The following is a 16,871-nucleotide window of genomic DNA, read 5'->3' on the forward strand; positions in this document are numbered from 1 at the left end:
GAATCCCCCTATGCAAAATGTTTTTCAATCACATACTTCTCCATTCGTTTCATCGTGCATACACCTGCAATAAAATAAGCTATCCCTAATCCTAATAACCACAGAAGTTCATTTTGTATGGAAGCAATATTTCCTCCCTCAATCATGCACAATCGAAATGCTGATAAACCATGTGAGAGCGGCATGAATAAACTCATAGGTTGTAGGAATGCGGGAAGATATCCTACTGGAAAAAAGACTCCACCCACAAGACTCATAAAAATAAACAACGTATTCTGTGTTAAATATGTATCACGAAAATAAAGCATAAACGCACCCAATACTAACGCTTGGGCGAATATTGCAAAGAAGAAAATAACTAACAAAAGTACCACAGGTATCATATTTATTTCTCGAAACTGTAATCCAAAAAACAAACCAAAAATAAAAATTGCGATGAATTCAAGTCCCACACGCAATATTCCTTGTACAGCTGCTCCTAGAAAATATCCTTGCCGAGATGATGGCGTTAATAATAAAACATCAAGTGTCCCTTCACGCAGTTCGGTTATTAGTGTCCTGCTCACAATCATTAATAGAGAAACAGAAAATGAATAAAAAACCGCTCCTAATATAACATAAGAAAGATAATCATCCGTTTTCCCTAGCTTTGCAAAGTTAACATCTAGTTTTCCTTGAAACATAAAATGATACGTTAAATAAGCAAACAATACGATATATACACCAGTTAAAATATGCCCTAGAAAAAATGACCATGGATATGCTCTACGCATCGTATAGAAATCACGACGAAATGTAGCCTTAAATGTTAGCCACATGTTCTTCCCTCCTCCGATTTTTGAACAATTGGGAAATCCATAAATTGGTCTAAATCAACACGAATTTGTTCTAATCGTTCTCGATTTGTTTTATAAAATACGTAATAACCTTTTCGTTCCTTTTGTATAAGCCCTGTAGACTCTAACATTTTCAAATGACTGGAAACCGTTGATTTTGTAAGACTATATCGCTCTGTTAATTGCTGTGTACAAAAAGATTGAAAGGATAAATCTCTTAACATTTTTAATCTCGTTTCATCTGAAATCGCTTGTAAAATTCCTAAAAGATCCTTCGGTACCTCATCTGCAAATGACGATGTAATTTGCACCTCATAATATACTTTTATATGTGTTGAAATAAGGTTATCTATTAATAAATGAGGCGCGACAAAAGTTGATGGATATAACGTAATTGCTGATAAATCCTCATAACAATATTGCCACGTACGAGCTTTTAAAAAAGTTATCTCCTTTTCATCAATTAAACATCTCGGATGCAATTTTCTAGAAAGAGACATCGGATTTTGTTTCATTATTTCTTTCACATCGTATACAGATTGTTCTAACCATGGTTCAATCCGAAACAACTCCCGTGCAAAGTAACGTTGATGATACTGAAATAAAAAATCACATACGATCTCTTTTTCTATATTTGGGAACATTTCCTGAAACTTTTTTCTATCTGATACTCGTAATTTTTCAATTCCCTCTTCTACATAAGCTTCTTGCTGAAACTCAGAGCACCAATCTATAAAACGAAACCAATCATCACTCGCATTATTAATTGCGTGCATAATTTCTCTTTCTTCTTCTTTCATTTGATTTAATACATCTTCCGCCCACTCTAATCGTTTCATATGATGAACAGGATTACATAAAACATGTAAACTTACTAGCATTTCGCGAAATGGTGAATATACAACTTTGACATGTCGCTGAAACCATGATGTAACTTGCAACATAAATTCCCCTCTCTTTGATTCGTTTTCCATCGAATCAATTTTATAATTTTGCAAAATTATTCAGTATATTAACAACCTGTGATGTAAACGTCAATGGAAATTCAGTAATTTTTCACAAAAAAAAGACCTAAGCTTACGCAAAGTTCTTCTCATTAAATTCTTTCATGTTTTTAAAATATAGAAATGTTTCTTTCTCCTCTCCCCCATCAAACAAATTAAGTTTGCTTGATGATTTCAGCTGCAATTTCGACATAAGACGAACCAACTGCTGGAATAATTTCAAATCCTTTACTTTCAACACACTGATACATATTCGAAACCCAAAAGGCTTCTCCTGCTTAAATAAAAAAGCAAATCCTCACTCTTCGGATTTGCTTTCCAAGCTTTATCTTTTATTAAACCCTTTTCCATTCAAAAATCCCTTCATATGCATGCGCTTCTCTTTTGACATAAAAGCACTCATTGACCCTGTCCATGTTACATCCTTTTGATTGGTAGACCTTCCCTTATAATATTCATTCGTTGTTCGGTCATATTCTTCTAGTAATTCATCATATTTATTTTCGACATACGCATTTTCATGTAAAATTGCTTCAACTGGTAAGCGCGGTTTCACTACATGCTTTTCATCTGGTACTCCAACTGTCATTCCAAACACTGGATATACTTTATCTGGTAAATGAAGTATATCACTAATTTCTTCTGGATTATTACGAATTCCACCAATATAACAAATACCATATCCTAGTGACTCTGCAGCAAGTGCTAGGTTTTGGGCAAACAATGATGCGTCTACTGTAGCTACAATAAAGTCCTCTACACCATCATATTTAATCTCTGTCCCATGTTTCTCGCATGCTTTTTCTAAGCGTTTTAAATCAGCACAACAAACAAAAAATGCTGCACAATCTTTTACATGACGATTTCCAGATAGCTCTGCTAATTGTGTTTTTAATGATTCATCTGTTACATATATAACAGAATATGCTTGCACAAAATGTGATGATGCTGCATGCTGAGCTGCTTTTACCATTCTCTCAACTGTAGTCTTTGAAATCGGTTCTTGTTTATATTTACGAACTGATGTATGCTGTTCCATCTTATTTATAATTTCACTCATCATAAAACCTCCTTATTTCCTATTACTGAAAAATTAACATATTTGTTTCATTTTTCTCAACATTTATGCCCAGCTAAAAATTTCTATATACTATGTTCTTTTTTCGCATTGACCAAATTGTAACCTTTCAATTCTATACACAAAGAGGACGAATTTTTAACCATTCGTCCTCTTTCGTTCCTGACATAATCAGTTATTTAAGCTGCTTTCAATACTCTAACACCTTTTACAATATTCCAAACGAAATAATAAATTCCTACAATTGCAAACGTTACATATGTTACAATCATGCCAATTCCAACACTTGCTGATTCTCCAAAACTTAAACCGAATACACCCGAAAGTGCTATTCCGCCAAACAAAATTGCATATGGGAAAATATGTGTCCACAATGCTTTTTTTGCATGATATTTCACATCTTCTTCTGCAATAAAGTAGACGATGATCGGAAATAGAAATGGTGCAAAGAAAAGACTAAAGTAACAAAGAGAAGATAAAATATTATTGCCTTTCATACGATTCACCCCTAAAGTTTCGTTGTTTTTGTTACCTTTATTATGTCATGCAACTACTTTAGGAACTATCGCTTTACCTTTCACTCAGATTACATTTTTGTAAGATTTATCGCTATATGCGATTCATTAGCCAATACTGTGTAATAGCAAAATATTCTCGAACATTCGACTGAATGATAATAGGTTTTGGCGTTTTAGCGGCAAGTCCATCTACCTTCAATCCTTGTTTTATAGCAATTTTTTTAGCTCGAAACATATGAAAGTCATTTGTAACAATCATCCCTTTTTTCTTATTTGCTGGAATAAGTGCCTTTGAAAATTCAATATTCTCGTCTGTATTTGTTGAACGATCTTCCATAATAATTCTTTGTTCTACAATATTCTGCTTCATTAATCCTTGTTTCATAGCTAGCGCTTCCGAAATAGCTTCTCCTTTTCCTTTCCCACCAGATACAATTACAATCGTCTGTTCATGTGTCTTTAAATATTCCGCGGCTTTATCGATGCGGTATTGTAAAGAATAGGAAGGCTCCGTTCCTTTCACCTTCGCACCTAAAAGAATCATGTAGTCTACATCATCTGGCGCTTTCATATGGCCATGTTTATAAATGTTGTATTGTAAAACACCCATATAACCTACTATAATCATCATCAAAATTAAACTATACCTTATTAACTTTTTCTTCTTGTACATTCATATTTACCCCTACTTTTTCTATGTTTTCATCATAATATCCTCGCAATTATTTGTATAGTTCCAATTTCCAAAGATATCCTAATTCAGTATCGAAAAGTAATATTTGTAATGAATAAGGGAATATTGGATAAGGTATACACAATTTATAATGTGAATTTGCATTAAGGGGTGCAAACATTGATTGTTTTTTTATGTAATGTAACATTATTCTTTTTATTATTTCTTATCTCGCTTAAACTACTAGGAAAATCAGCACTCGCACAGCTTACACCACACGATTTCGGGGCAATTATCTTTTTATCCTATTTAGCTTTTCGAGCTGTTCCCGTTGATAGTGCTTTGCAAGCTATTGTAGGTATGATTGTTATTACATGCCTTCATCTTTTTATTACAAAATTAAGCTTGCTAAATAAACTAAATCGTTTTATTCTCGGTCACCCCATTATTTTAATTAAACATGGCGATATTGTTTTTGAAAATCTAAAAAAAAGTAGATATCCCATTGCCGAATTACTTTCCAATCTTCGCGTAGCAGGATATCCTAGCGTACATGAAATCGAATATGCCATTTTAGAAGCCAATGGCGCCATTAGTATTTTACCAAAAAGAGAGCTTGTCCCTCTCACTCCAAAAGATATGCATATAGATGTAAAATATGCAGGGTTACCAATTGCCCTTATCGTTGATGCACAAATTCAATACGATAATTTAAAATTAATTCATAAAAATGAAAAATGGCTTCGGAAAGAGTTACTAGAAAAAGGATTTGAAGATATAAAAAACATTGCATTTGCTTCTGTACAAGAAACTGAAGGCTCTTTTGCAATTAGCCTAAAAAATAAGAAATCCCCTTAAATACGCTAAGGGGATTTCTATCATGCCACATGTTTTCTTTCTATATTTCGTACTGATACCGGATTATAAATACGATTCATTCCAAATACAATAATCGCTGTTAATAATTCCGCAGCCGGCATTACAAGCCAAATTCCGTTCACTCCAAACAGTTTTGGCATAATCCAAAGCAATGGAATAATAAATAATAATCCGCGACTTAAAATAATTAAGACTGATTTTGTCGTTTGTCTTACTGACTGAAAATATTCTCCGTACACGATGTTATAGCCTAAAAATACATATTGAATAAAGAAAAGACTAATCCCGTTTACCGTTAGCATAAGTAATTCTGTCGACTGAACATCAAACAATCCGATGATATATTTCCCAAAGAATAACCCTATCACAATTGCTACACATCCAAGTGCAACAGCTGTTTTCACTGCAAATTTTAGTCCTTCTTTTAACCGCTCAGGTAAATTTGCACCATAATGAAAGCTTGCAATTGGTTGCAAAGCCGCTCCAACACCAAAGAACAATAACAAAGTCATTGAGTGAATACTATTTACCATCGCATAAGAAGCGACCCCTAGTTCTCCAGCATATTGAATAAAAGCTATGTTAAAGCCAATCGTTACAATTGCTACTGTTATCTCTGTTGTAAAACTCGGAAAACCAATCACCATGATTTGCTTAACTGTATCCCATTCAAAATGAAATTTCGTCCATTTTAAAATACTGTTTTTTCTAAAGAAATGGCTTAATAAAACAAGAAAACCAATTGCTGCAGATAAAATTGTAGCTGCAGCTGCACCAGTTACCCCCCAGCCAAATATGAAAATAAAAATATAGTCAAAAACAATATTTAATAACGCTGTTACAACAAGTCCTGCCATCGCTAAATTTGGATTGCCATCGTTTCGTATAAACGTACTTAAAATATTTTCTAGTACATATATCATTCCAAATGTTAATAATACAGTTAGATAATCTAATGCGTACGGCAGAATTACTTCATTAGCTCCAAATAAATAAGCTAAATCTTCTATTCTCCATAAACAGATGACCATTAAAGCACCAACAATTACCACAGCTACTGTCATAGACTGTGTAAAAATTGATCTCGCTCGCTCAATTTTATTTTCACCTAACGCTATGGAATATAGTGTAGCTCCGCCCATCCCAATCCACAATGATATAGAAAAGAAAATGGAAAAGGCTGGGATAGCAACGTTTACTCCCGCTAAAGCATTCGCTCCGACGCCCCTGCTAATCATAACGGCATCGATTACAATATTCACGGACATTAATACCATTCCAAGAACCGCTGGTATTAAATATGATAGAAATAAACTTTTTATTGGTTTATCTCTTAATTTCTCAGTTGTTTCCATAACAAAATGCTCCTTTACAATTCTCTGTTCACATTTTAAACCTTCAAGTTACTTGAAAGTCAAGCGAGAATAAAAATACATTTTTGTTATACAACCGCTACTTCCTTTTTATTACTGGAATTTGTATCTCTGTAACCTGCTCTTCTGGATTCTCCGTCACAGACCAGTCAATCAATGCAAGCTCAATTGCATCTCCTGATACTTTATATCCTTTTCTTTCAATTGTTTTTAACAACTCCCTATAAGTCCCATCTGTTTCTTCATATGGACCATGATGGTAGGAGCAGGCAAACATTCCTTCTTGAATAGCAGCTGCAGTATCCACTTGAAACGGCATATAATCCAGCAAAATAAAAATGCTGTTATATTCTTGAAATTTATTTTGAAAAAGGCCCTCTTTTGACACTGTTACGCCAATATCCCCTGAAAATAAACTATCATCAATTTGCTTCATATTTTTTTGAAGCGAATGTATATAATACTCGAGCATATCGTCCGTTACATTTGGTGCAATTGACAATGCAGTAATTTTTCTTTCTGATAATTTCTTAAATGTTACATGATTCACTTTTGATGCGGTAGCTTCTTGCATCATTTCGATTTTATGATTTATTTTTGCTAACGAATATTCAATTTCCCTTTGTTTCTTCAACATCATTTCTTGTTGTTTTTCCAGCAAATTTAAAGCATAAGATGGATTTCTTTCATCAATATACTTCTTTATTTCCTTTAAAGAAATATTTAACTGACGTAAAAATTTAATTGTATCTAAGAGCGAAAATTGATCAATTGTGTAATATCTGTAATTTGTTTGTGGATCAACAACTGATGGATGGAAAATCCCTTTTTCGTCATAATATCGCAATGTTGATTCTGCAACATTATGCATTTTCGCCATTTCGCCAATTGTAAACCGCTGATTAAATAACATATTTCTTACTCCATTTCTATCAAATAAATTAATTTCTTAAAAACAAATTTATTTTTCTTTTTCGTCTCCTTCATTATATAGACATATATTCCTTATTCAAAATAAATCATCCAAATTAAAATATGCCAATTTAGCATTGATTTTTCTTGAAAATTATTATATATTTATCACGAGTTCAAATTACAAGTTCAAAAGAACTTGTATAAAGACCTCTTGTTTAATGTGTGTTACATATTGTTTTACATTAAGCAAATCCCGAGAAATCGTATAATAAAAAAACTAAAAGGAAAAGGGGAGATGAGATGGAATTTTTCTTTCAAATTGCGTTAATTTTATTAAGTACAAAAATTGCTGGTGACATTAGTGTCAGATTAGGTCAACCTTCCGTACTCGGAAAATTAATCGTTGGTATTGTAATAGGTCCGGCTGTATTCGGTTTAATTAACAACTCCGACTTACTCACACAGTTAAGTCAAGTAGGAGTTATTCTTCTTATGTTTATGGCAGGTCTAGAAACAGATTTAAAAGAACTAAATGAAAATCGTAATTCTTCGTTAGCTGTTGCTGTTGGTGGTATCGTTCTCCCATTTGTAGGTGGTTACGTTGCAGGTCTTGTGATGGGAATGGAACAAGCAAATGCGGTCTTTTTAGGATTACTTCTATGTGCAACAAGTGTTAGTATTTCTGTACAAACACTTCGTGATTTAGGAAAAATGAAGACGCGTGAAAGTACAACAATGCTAGGTGCGGCTGTTTTTGATGATATTCTTGTTGTTATTTTACTAGCATTTGCTATGAGTTTCCTAGGATCAGCTGATGTAAGCTTAACTATAATCATCTTGAAAAAAGTGGTCTTCTTCGCATCTATTATCTTAATTGGTTGGAAAGGTGTTCCACTGATTATGCGCTGGTTATCGCCACTACGCGTATCAGAATCTATTATTAGTGCAGCCCTTATCATTTGTTTCGCTTTTGCATATTTTGGCGAACTATTAGGAATCGCTGGTATTATCGGAGCATTTGCAGCAGGTATTGCAATTTCTCAAACGGATTATAAACATGAAGTAGAAAAGAAAGTAGAACCAATTGCCTATGCAATGTTCGTCCCAATCTTCTTTGTAAGTATCGGTATGAACATTACGTTTGTAGGGATTGGAGATAAAGTATGGTTTATCTTAGCATTAACAATCATTGCTGTGTTAACAAAGCTAATTGGTTGCGGATTCGGAGCACGTATAACAGGATTTGATTTCCAATCTTCTACAATTATCGGATCTGGTATGGTTTCACGTGGTGAAGTCGCTCTTATTATTGCAGGACAGGGGCTTACTTCTGGACTACTAGCACAAGATTACTTTACAGCAATCGTTATCGTCGTTATTTTAACTACAATGATTACACCGCCAATGTTAAAATATTCATTTGGCGTAAAAGATAGACAATTAAAACAAAGTGCATAAGACAGTTGTAGCAAAATGAAAAAGCAAGCCATTATACGGCTTGCTTTTTACTATGAAATACGTTCCATTGCTGTCTTCAATGTCCCGACAACAAAAGCAATTTCTTCACTTGAAATAATAAGCGGTGGCGCTAATGTTAACACGTTATTATAACCTGCTGTTGTCATTCCGTTACGTCCAATGATTAACCCTTTTTCTTTACAAGTATTCACTACACTTGCAATTTTATCATTATCAATTGGTTCTTTTGTCTCTTTATCATTTACTAACTCCATACCAACTAATAAGCCTTTTCCCCTAATGTCTCCAACAAACGGATGATCTCCAATCTCTTCCTTTAACTGTTTTAATAAAAGCGATCCCATTTGTGCAGAACGCTCAATTAAATTTTCATTTTCCATAATTTCTAAGTTTTTAAGTGCTAACGCACAAGCAGCTGGATTCCCGCCAAACGTATTAATATGCCGGAAAAATTCATATTCTCCAGTCCCCTTAAACGCTTCATAAATTTCTTTCTTCACTGCTGTTGCTGATAATGGTAAGTATGCACTTGTAATCCCTTTTGCCATTGTAATAATGTCAGGCTTTACATCATAATTCATAAAACCAAACGCTTTTCCAGTACGTCCAAAACCACAAATTACTTCATCACTAATAAGTAGAGCTCCATGTTTTTGGCAAATTGTATGAACAGCTTTCATATAATCCTGAGGTGGCATCAAAATACCACCACCTGTAATAATTGGTTCCATAATAAATCCAGCTATCGTTTCACTTAGCTCCCACGTCATAACACGGTCAATTTCCTTCACACACTCTATGTCATAAATGTTTTGCGATTCCACCCCTGGCATTCTGTAACAATCTGGCGGCGTCACATGTAAAAATCCTGACGCAAACGGCTCATATTGATATCTACGCTGCGCTTGTCCTGTCGCTGCCATCGTCGCCATTGTATTGCCATGATAACCGCGATAACGTGACATAAATTTATAACGATGTGGTTGCCCATTATGTGCACAATATTGCCTTGCAATTTTAAAGGCCGTTTCATTAGCTTCTGATCCACTATTAGAGAAAAAAATAACATATTCTCCTCCAAGCCATTCATTTAATTTTTCAGCAAGCTGAATTGCGGGTTCATGTGATTGAGACATTGGAAAATATGATAGTGTTTGCAATTGCTCATACGCTGCATCAGCAAGTTCTTTTCTTCCATACCCACTATTCACACACCAAAGCCCACTCATACCATCTAAGTATCGTTTCCCCTCTATATCTTCCACCCAACATCCTTCGGCTTTTGCCCCAACCATTGTGCCATTTGGGCTAAAAGGGCGCATGCCATGCCAAACATACTTTTCATCCTTTGCTAATAACATATCTGTTTGTTTTGTTTTCACCATACATTCCACCTTCCAAAACAACTTATATTTCTTCAAGCTGTACTGGTGCCATGATGAGGTAAAGTTTTCTCTATTTATTTTCATTCCACATGAACGAAACAAATCCTACCAGCTGCAGCGTAATATTTTTAAGCAAAACCCCAAAATAATAGAGCTCTCCAAGAAACTGGAAAGCTCTCTTTCTTCTTAATGCGTAGACACATCACTAACCCCATGACCTGTATTAGATTTGACAAGGATTTCATCAAACTTCGCTGCATCTTCTTTCTTGCTTGAGAAAATTGTTCCTAAGTACGCTGCTAAAAATCCAAGTGGAATAGAAACAATCCCAGGTGTTGTGTAAGGGAATAACGCTTCTCCGACAAAGATTGCTTTTCCAGCCTCAGGACTCCAAACATTTGGGCTCAGTGCCACTAATGCAATAGCTGAAACTAAACCAACAACCATTCCGCAAATCGCTCCTGTTGTATTAAAACGCTTCCAATAAATTGTAAACAAAATAACCGGTAAGTTCGCACTTGCAGCAACGGCAAACGCTAACGACACGAGGAATGCAACGTTTAATGTTTGAGCAAATAGCGCTAAAATAATAGATAATACCGCTACCCCAATTGAAGCATAGCGCGCCATTGATACTTGTTCTTTTTCTGTTGCTTTACCTTTACGAATGATCTCATTATAAAAATCATGTGCAAATGCAGAAGCTGCTGTTAATACAAGACCTGCCACAACAGCTAAAATCGTTGCAAATGCAATTGCAGAAACGAAAGCAAATAAGAAATCTCCACCAAGTGCTTTTGCTAATAAAGGTGCTGCCATATTACCAGCTGGGTTTGCTTGAATAATCGCAGCATTCCCTACAAATGCAGCTGCACCAAAGCCTAGGAAAATCGTCATAATATAAAATGCACCAATTAACCATGTCGCATATACAACAGACTGACGTGCTGTTTTAGCATCACGAACAGTGAAAAAACGAACAAGAATATGAGGTAAACCAGCTGTCCCAAGAACAAGACCTAAATTTAAAGAAAGCGTATCTAAACCATCCTTATATTTCACACCTGGATTTAAAAAAGCTTCCTTTAGAGGTGTTGCCGTTTTCATCTGCGCAAACATTTCTGTCACGCTAAAATTAAATTTTGCAAATACGATTACTGAAATAACAAATGTTCCCGCCATTAGTAAGACAGCTTTGACAATTTGTACCCAACTCGTCGCTGTCATACCTCCAAAAATTACATATACCGTCATTAACGTCCCAACGATTAAAACAGATGTCGTATATTCTATTCCTAATAATAATTTAATAAGTGCTCCTGCTCCCACAAGTTGTGCAATCATATAGAAAATTGAAATTGTCATCGTATTTAAAGCTGCAACTCCGCGTACCTTTTTCGCATCAAAACGAGCTGCAATCATATCAGCTAATGTATATTTCCCTAAGTTTCTAAGTGGTTCGGCAACAAGATATAATACAACTAAATAAGCAACAAGAAAGCCTATGCTATAAAAGAACCCATCAAATCCAGTTAATGCAATTGCCCCTGCAATTCCAAGAAAAGAAGCAGCTGACATATAATCCCCCGCAATGGCCAGACCATTTTGCCACCCAGTCAAGCCTCCTCCTGCCGTATAAAACTCATTCGCATTTTTCGTCTTTTTCGATGCAAAGTATGTAATGACGAGCGTACCAAGGACGATAATCAAAAATAGTGCAAACGCCGTTGTATTCAAGTTTATCCCCTCCCTTTTTGTATATCTTGAAGAATCTTTTGTGAAGTCTCGTCGAACGATTCTGCTTTTTTGCTATAGATCATACATAACGCCCACGTCATAACAAATTGTGCAAAAGCAAAAACCCAAGCCCATGTCACATCACCAAATACTGGTGTATTTAATACCTTTGAATAAGAAGTTAAAATCGGCAATGCAATAAAAAAACTTAAAAAGAAAATACTCATCGGAACAATAAATTTCCGCTTCTTTTCTAGCAATAATTGAAATTCTTCTGATTGAACGACTTCTGTATAATTTACCTCCCCTTGTAACTTACGTGCCGAACTATCTCGTTTCATTCGCCCTCTCCCCTCTCCTTCATTCTTTAAATAAAATTCTCCCTCGCCTCTACAAAAATATAAATTTTAAAAATATTCAGAAACTTTATATTTATTTTAGACAATCTCTTCTTCTCTGCAAAGATTTTTCGATAGACATTTTTCGGCATATTTTTCTAATTTCTTAATATATTTTTGAAAAATAAAGAAGTAGCGCTCACCGCACTACTTCCTTATTTTTCTCTTTTTCTAAGTTTCGTGCCGTCCTACTTAATTCAACATCTTTTCCATCTTTATACGTACCAAATAAAAAATCATACACTGGATTCGACACACCAAACCAATAATTTTCATTTTTATAATGATGCAAAATATGTGTTTTTTTTAACCATCTACCAAAACGAGTCAACGGACGAATTGGTCTATGTGCTATATAATGTTTCCATTCATAAACAAGTAACATTATAATCATTCCTATTCCAAATGAGAGTGTAATCGTTACATCTTTTGTGATCCCATATAGAATGAACAAATAAATCGTAAACCCTGGCAGGCTATACCAAGCTGGTAAAAATAATAATTTTAAATCATCAGGATACACATGATGGTCATAATGTAATCTCTTTAACATTTTCAGTAAAAATGGATTTTTTGGAGGCTTCATATGAAATAAAAATCGATGCGTAACATATTCATTCACTGTATAAAAAATGATACCAGCAAGACATGATATACCCGCTATTCCTGTAAATAATTGCATTTGCAAAATAATGATAAAAAGAATCATTACCCCAATCATAATGATAATATCATGTTGTAAAAAAAACTCCTTCCATACTCTTTTCATTCATCCTATCCCCTTTCTTCGAAAAAACAGCCGTAACATATCGTTACGACCCTTTCTATCTTATCTATGTTACTCTCTTTATATTATAAATTAGCTCGTTGCTCTATTGTAGAGAAAAAATCATTCGAACCAAATATATTTTGTTTCGGTATAATATTTTCAACTGCAAAGACAGTTACTTCTCCTCTCTGCACTTCTCCAATTATAAGTCCCAACAATTCATGATTTACAGCAAATGTTAATTGCTTTGTTTGAAGTAATCTTTCAACAGTTTGAAGAACAGCCTCATATAAAGGGTTCCTATCCGTTATTTCTTTTCTAATCTTTGGCGCTAATGTAATGATAATTTCTTTTCCATTAACTGTGGTTCGATACATAAAAATCTCCCCTTCGGTCTTATATGAACAACTGTAAGGCTTTATACGCAAAGTGAATCGAGTACCCGACTAAAATGAAACCAGCTCCCAATGTAATATAACCGAGTGCCTTTGGCTTAAGTAGAGTTCGTCCAAAATGAACAGAAAAAGCGATATTTAAATTCCACAAAATAATACCACCAATGATGCAAAGGCTATATAAAAACGCCTCCTGCTTTGTGACTTTCGTAAGCAGTGAACTAAGCGTACTTCCATATACACCAAACCAAAAGACAAGATTTAATGGATTAGATACCGCAATGAAAAAACCTGCCATATAGGATTGATGAAGTCCTCCTACCTCTTCTTGATTATATTCCATATTTGAATGCAAAATTCCTTGTTTTACACTTTGAAATCCTAAATAAAACAGTAAGAAAAAACCTATACAATACATAAATGCCTGTACATATGTATACATAAATACAGAAGACAATCCAAAGTAAATAAGAAGCATAAATAAAACATCTGCACTCATGCCCCCTATTCCAACAAGCCAAGCGTGCCAAAACCCACGTTCAATCCCTCTTTTTAACATTTCAATATTAATCGGTCCTACTGGTGCAGCCAATGAAATACCTAGTACAATTTGTTGTATAATCGCTCCAAACATAGTTCTATCCTTTCCTACTCCTTTTATATTAGCTAATGAAAACACGACAAAATATAGACTATCTTTTTCAAAAAATATACACCATTAAAATGTCCTTTTTTATCCAAAATATGCAAAAAAGCCGTCCATAGGCGGCTTTCACTTCTCTATTTTATGATGAAATGGACATTTACCTGTAATCGGTTGAATATCGTCTCCAATAAAATATTGCTTCCACTCACGATGCTCTGGGTCACCATAATGACTGATATTCGGATGTTTCGGCAATTGATCCCATTTTTCCACCCGTTCTCTGACCATTTGCCGCGAATAAGCACCTTTGGGCCGATCTCCTTCTAAACCGTCAAATATAATTCGCGGCTGAAATCCTATAATGAGTGAATTTCCTAAATGTCGCGTTTTTCTTTGTTCATAAGCAGGAGCGTTTCCAAAAGCAAACATAGGCTCCCCACCAAATGAAAATTCCCATAAGTAATGATCTGGATTTTCTGGGATTCTTTCAGGCCATGGCTGTTCATCTGCTTCATGTAAATATTGTAGCACTTTCCAAAAGTAAGAACGGTAATACTCAAGTGATCGTTCTTCATATTCCGGTTCTACAAATAGAAAAAAACCTCTTCTTACAACAGGTCGTTCGTTCATCAACTCCAAAAAAGAACACATCGTCTGTGGTAAATGATTCCAATCATCATGAGACAAGAATGAGTAGCGAAGTTCATTCTTCTTTAAGGCTGTTAAACCAAAATAACAAGGAAACGATGGATCCAATACAACATTAGAAAAATTTCCAAATTCCTCAGAAACCCATATTGGTATATCCTTCCTCATTTTCATTCCTTCATTATCCAATAAATAAGACTGATTCATTCTCTCACCTCATTATGTACAGTACTCACTTAAACATATTAGAAAAAGAGCTTGTCCTATACCATAAAAAAACTTGCGTAAAAAATTATTTAAAAATACAAAAACTTAAAACCGCTTACTTGACTAAAATCTACCATTTCATGTATATTAAAACTATCATTTAGCAGAATATTCGATAATATAATTTTTTTAGTTTTATGAATTCGCGAATATTTCAAATCAACTTTACTAAATGAAAAAGTAATCGTTTTTTAGGGGGAATTGTAACATGCAAGGAAAAGTAAAATGGTTCAACAATGAAAAAGGCTTTGGATTTATCGAAATTGAAGGCGCTGATGATGTATTTGTACATTTCACAGCTATTCAAGACGAAGGCTACAAATCTTTAGAAGAAGGTCAAGAAGTATCTTTCGACATCGTTGAAGGAAACCGTGGACCTCAAGCTGCTAACGTAGTAAAACTTTAATCCAACATATAAAAGGGGGTTACCTTACTTGGTAACCTCCTTTGTTATTCCTTTGTATATTTCCTTTTTGCAGGGTAAAAACTATGTGAAATGCAACAGAATACAAAGGAGGAATTGATGATAGTGAGCTCACATGTGAATGATTTTGAAGAAGTAAAATTCCGCGTAGAAACAGCGCAAAAAATGGTAGGCTCTGCAACAATTACAATGGATCCCGAGTCATTACAACATGCGACAATTGCAGTCGAATCTGCACGTTCTCAGCTTGAAACAATGAAATCTGTTGCGACAGATTTAGACGAACCTTTTTTAATGAATGAAGAAAAAAAATTAAGTCTATGCGAACACCAATTGAAAGAAGCGAAACATTAAATAAGCATCCAGAGATACCTCTGGATGCTTTTTACGATAATTGCTCTCCATATGCTTTTAACTTTTCTCCGACAGTGCACTGCCGAATACAAAAAGAATGGGCATAGTATTTACTATGTGTCTTTCGATAGTGTTCCTGTAAAAAACATCCTTCACAGTATGTTTCTAACAAATCATTTACCTCTGTAATGAGCTGCTTCTTATTCACCCCTGCACCTCTCTATTCCAATATTTCTTTATGGCTATCGATTGCTGTTCCTTCTAATGCTTGCGTGGCCAATTGATGTGCTTCTTTATTCTGTTTCCTTGACACTGGTTCACAGACAAGCTTTAATTTCATCTTCTTTGCTTTTTGTTCAATCTGATCTAAGTAATGATTCAAATGTTCATCGTAGCACGGCCATTCTCCAGCTAGTTGCTGAAGTACGACTTGAGAATCACCATGTAGTGTAACCGGTTCATATTTGATTCCTAATTCCTCTAGTACATTCATTCCATATAATAACGCTGCATATTCCGCTTCATTATTATCATATATGCCGTCTATATATGCATTTCGACGAACTCGATACACCTTCTGACCTTTTTTATAATAAATACAAATACCAATTCCAGCCTCTTTCGTTTGCAGGTCATATCCCCCATCAAAGTAAATACGAATATCTTGTGGCTCCTCTTCTATTTGTTTACCGAGCTTATTCATCTCTTTAAACGTCCATTCCACTCCCATTTCATCATAAAACAATAGTTGCTTTACTCTTCCAGTTTTCTCAAAATCAGTTGCAAATTGAAGTGCCTCTTCTATGTTCATATAATCTGTTATTAATTCTGTTTGAAGATTCGATTTTGTTTTATACACCCAACATATTTTATATTTCATGTTAATTTCCCCTTATATAAGAATTCGTATTTTTATTTTATTATATTTTACCAAGAGTCACTGTATTGTATGCGAATGAATCAATTGATATTGTGAATAACCCCCTTAACTAAAATTAAATTAGATTACTACCTTAAATTTAAGCTGGAACATTCTGACTCTCCACCCATAAATTTTTAAATAGGATGCTCCTTTATATAGTGAAACTTTAAT

The 16,871-nt window shown here is 34.5% G+C and carries 20 protein-coding genes; 4 read left to right on the forward strand and 16 right to left on the reverse strand.

Annotation, left to right across the window (positions count from 1 at the left end; translation table 11 throughout):
- Positions 1 to 8 precede the first annotated feature (8 nt).
- The 5 genes from M014_RS0110990 to M014_RS0111020 form a co-directional block, all read right to left on the reverse strand.
- On the reverse strand, positions 9 to 818 hold the full coding sequence (locus M014_RS0110990; RefSeq protein WP_026591776.1) for an ABC transporter permease: 810 nt from the start codon (positions 816 to 818) through the stop codon (positions 9 to 11).
- Entirely contained in the window at positions 809 to 1,780 is a 972-nt protein-coding gene (locus tag M014_RS0110995) for an ArsR/SmtB family transcription factor (RefSeq protein WP_026591777.1), read from the reverse strand. The genes M014_RS0110990 and M014_RS0110995 overlap by 10 nt, the downstream gene beginning before the upstream one ends.
- 385 nt (positions 1,781 to 2,165) lie before the next feature.
- Complete coding sequence (gene nfsA, locus M014_RS0111010; RefSeq protein ID WP_026591778.1) at positions 2,166 to 2,900, reverse strand: oxygen-insensitive NADPH nitroreductase; 735 nt, start codon at positions 2,898 to 2,900, stop codon at positions 2,166 to 2,168.
- 197 nt (positions 2,901 to 3,097) lie between these two features.
- Positions 3,098 to 3,415, reverse strand: coding sequence for a DUF4870 domain-containing protein (locus M014_RS0111015; protein ID WP_026591779.1), 318 nt, complete (start codon positions 3,413 to 3,415; stop codon positions 3,098 to 3,100).
- A 112-nt stretch (positions 3,416 to 3,527) separates the two neighbouring features.
- Positions 3,528 to 4,109: a YdcF family protein gene (locus tag M014_RS0111020; protein WP_026591780.1), complete on the reverse strand. Its 582-nt coding sequence runs from the start codon at positions 4,107 to 4,109 to the stop codon at positions 3,528 to 3,530.
- 180 nt (positions 4,110 to 4,289) lie between these two features.
- On the opposite strand from M014_RS0111020, the gene M014_RS0111025 reads away from it, so the two are divergent.
- Entirely contained in the window at positions 4,290 to 4,967 is a 678-nt protein-coding gene (locus M014_RS0111025; RefSeq protein ID WP_026591781.1) for a DUF421 domain-containing protein, read from the forward strand.
- 20 nt (positions 4,968 to 4,987) lie between these two features.
- Here M014_RS0111025 and M014_RS0111030 read toward each other — a convergent pair whose 3' ends face one another.
- Together M014_RS0111030 and M014_RS0111035 are read right to left on the reverse strand one after the other, a co-directional pair.
- Positions 4,988 to 6,343: an MATE family efflux transporter gene (locus tag M014_RS0111030; protein ID WP_026591782.1), complete on the reverse strand. Its 1,356-nt coding sequence runs from the start codon at positions 6,341 to 6,343 to the stop codon at positions 4,988 to 4,990.
- A gap of 97 nt (positions 6,344 to 6,440) precedes the next feature.
- Positions 6,441 to 7,274 (reverse strand): MerR family transcriptional regulator, encoded by an 834-nt coding sequence (locus M014_RS0111035; protein ID WP_026591783.1) that lies wholly within the window; start codon positions 7,272 to 7,274, stop codon positions 6,441 to 6,443.
- A 302-nt stretch (positions 7,275 to 7,576) separates the two neighbouring features.
- On the opposite strand from M014_RS0111035, the gene M014_RS0111040 reads away from it, so the two are divergent.
- Positions 7,577 to 8,734, forward strand: coding sequence for a cation:proton antiporter (locus tag M014_RS0111040; RefSeq protein WP_026591784.1), 1,158 nt, complete (start codon positions 7,577 to 7,579; stop codon positions 8,732 to 8,734).
- 50 nt (positions 8,735 to 8,784) lie between these two features.
- On the opposite strand, the gene M014_RS0111045 is transcribed toward M014_RS0111040, so the two are convergent.
- The 7 genes from M014_RS0111045 to M014_RS0111075 all read right to left on the reverse strand — a co-directional run bounded on the left by M014_RS0111045 (position 8,785) and on the right by M014_RS0111075 (position 14,940).
- On the reverse strand, positions 8,785 to 10,140 hold the full coding sequence (locus M014_RS0111045) for an aspartate aminotransferase family protein (RefSeq protein WP_035414879.1): 1,356 nt from the start codon (positions 10,138 to 10,140) through the stop codon (positions 8,785 to 8,787).
- 186 nt (positions 10,141 to 10,326) lie between these two features.
- Positions 10,327 to 11,877 (reverse strand): solute symporter family protein, encoded by a 1,551-nt coding sequence (locus M014_RS0111050; protein WP_026591786.1) that lies wholly within the window; start codon positions 11,875 to 11,877, stop codon positions 10,327 to 10,329.
- Positions 11,878 to 11,879: 2 nt separating this feature from the next.
- Entirely contained in the window at positions 11,880 to 12,218 is a 339-nt protein-coding gene (locus M014_RS0111055; RefSeq protein WP_026591787.1) for a DUF485 domain-containing protein, read from the reverse strand.
- A gap of 196 nt (positions 12,219 to 12,414) precedes the next feature.
- Positions 12,415 to 13,044, reverse strand: a complete 630-nt coding sequence (locus M014_RS0111060; RefSeq protein ID WP_026591788.1) for a sterol desaturase family protein — start codon at positions 13,042 to 13,044, stop codon at positions 12,415 to 12,417.
- A gap of 83 nt (positions 13,045 to 13,127) precedes the next feature.
- A complete protein-coding gene (locus M014_RS0111065; RefSeq protein WP_026591789.1) occupies positions 13,128 to 13,421 on the reverse strand; it encodes a hypothetical protein in 294 nt (97 codons plus the stop codon).
- A 19-nt stretch (positions 13,422 to 13,440) separates the two neighbouring features.
- A complete protein-coding gene (locus M014_RS0111070) occupies positions 13,441 to 14,073 on the reverse strand; it encodes a LysE family transporter (RefSeq protein WP_026591790.1) in 633 nt (210 codons plus the stop codon).
- Positions 14,074 to 14,211: 138 nt separating this feature from the next.
- Positions 14,212 to 14,940 carry a YqcI/YcgG family protein gene (locus M014_RS0111075; RefSeq protein WP_026591791.1) on the reverse strand — a complete coding sequence of 243 codons (729 nt, stop codon included), beginning with the start codon at positions 14,938 to 14,940 and terminating at the stop codon, positions 14,212 to 14,214.
- Between the two features lie 268 nt (positions 14,941 to 15,208).
- On the opposite strand from M014_RS0111075, the gene cspD reads away from it, so the two are divergent.
- Positions 15,209 to 15,406 carry a cold-shock protein CspD gene (gene cspD, locus M014_RS0111080; protein WP_026591792.1) on the forward strand — a complete coding sequence of 66 codons (198 nt, stop codon included), beginning with the start codon at positions 15,209 to 15,211 and terminating at the stop codon, positions 15,404 to 15,406.
- Between the two features lie 123 nt (positions 15,407 to 15,529).
- Positions 15,530 to 15,778, forward strand: a complete 249-nt coding sequence (locus M014_RS0111085; protein ID WP_026591793.1) for a DUF2564 family protein — start codon at positions 15,530 to 15,532, stop codon at positions 15,776 to 15,778.
- A gap of 31 nt (positions 15,779 to 15,809) precedes the next feature.
- Here M014_RS0111085 and M014_RS28235 read toward each other — a convergent pair whose 3' ends face one another.
- Both M014_RS28235 and M014_RS0111095 read right to left on the reverse strand, forming a co-directional pair.
- Complete coding sequence (locus M014_RS28235) at positions 15,810 to 15,986, reverse strand: zinc-finger domain-containing protein (protein WP_081811016.1); 177 nt, start codon at positions 15,984 to 15,986, stop codon at positions 15,810 to 15,812.
- A 12-nt stretch (positions 15,987 to 15,998) separates the two neighbouring features.
- The gene (locus M014_RS0111095; protein WP_026591794.1) at positions 15,999 to 16,658 is read right to left on the reverse strand and encodes a ribonuclease H family protein; all 660 of its coding nucleotides are present in this window, start codon (positions 16,656 to 16,658) and stop codon (positions 15,999 to 16,001) included.
- Positions 16,659 to 16,871: the final 213 nt, after the last annotated feature.

Origin of the sequence: Bacillus sp. UNC437CL72CviS29, assembly GCF_000482345.1 — a bacterium.
Classification (GTDB): domain Bacteria; phylum Bacillota; class Bacilli; order Bacillales; family Bacillaceae_G; genus Bacillus_A; species Bacillus_A arachidis.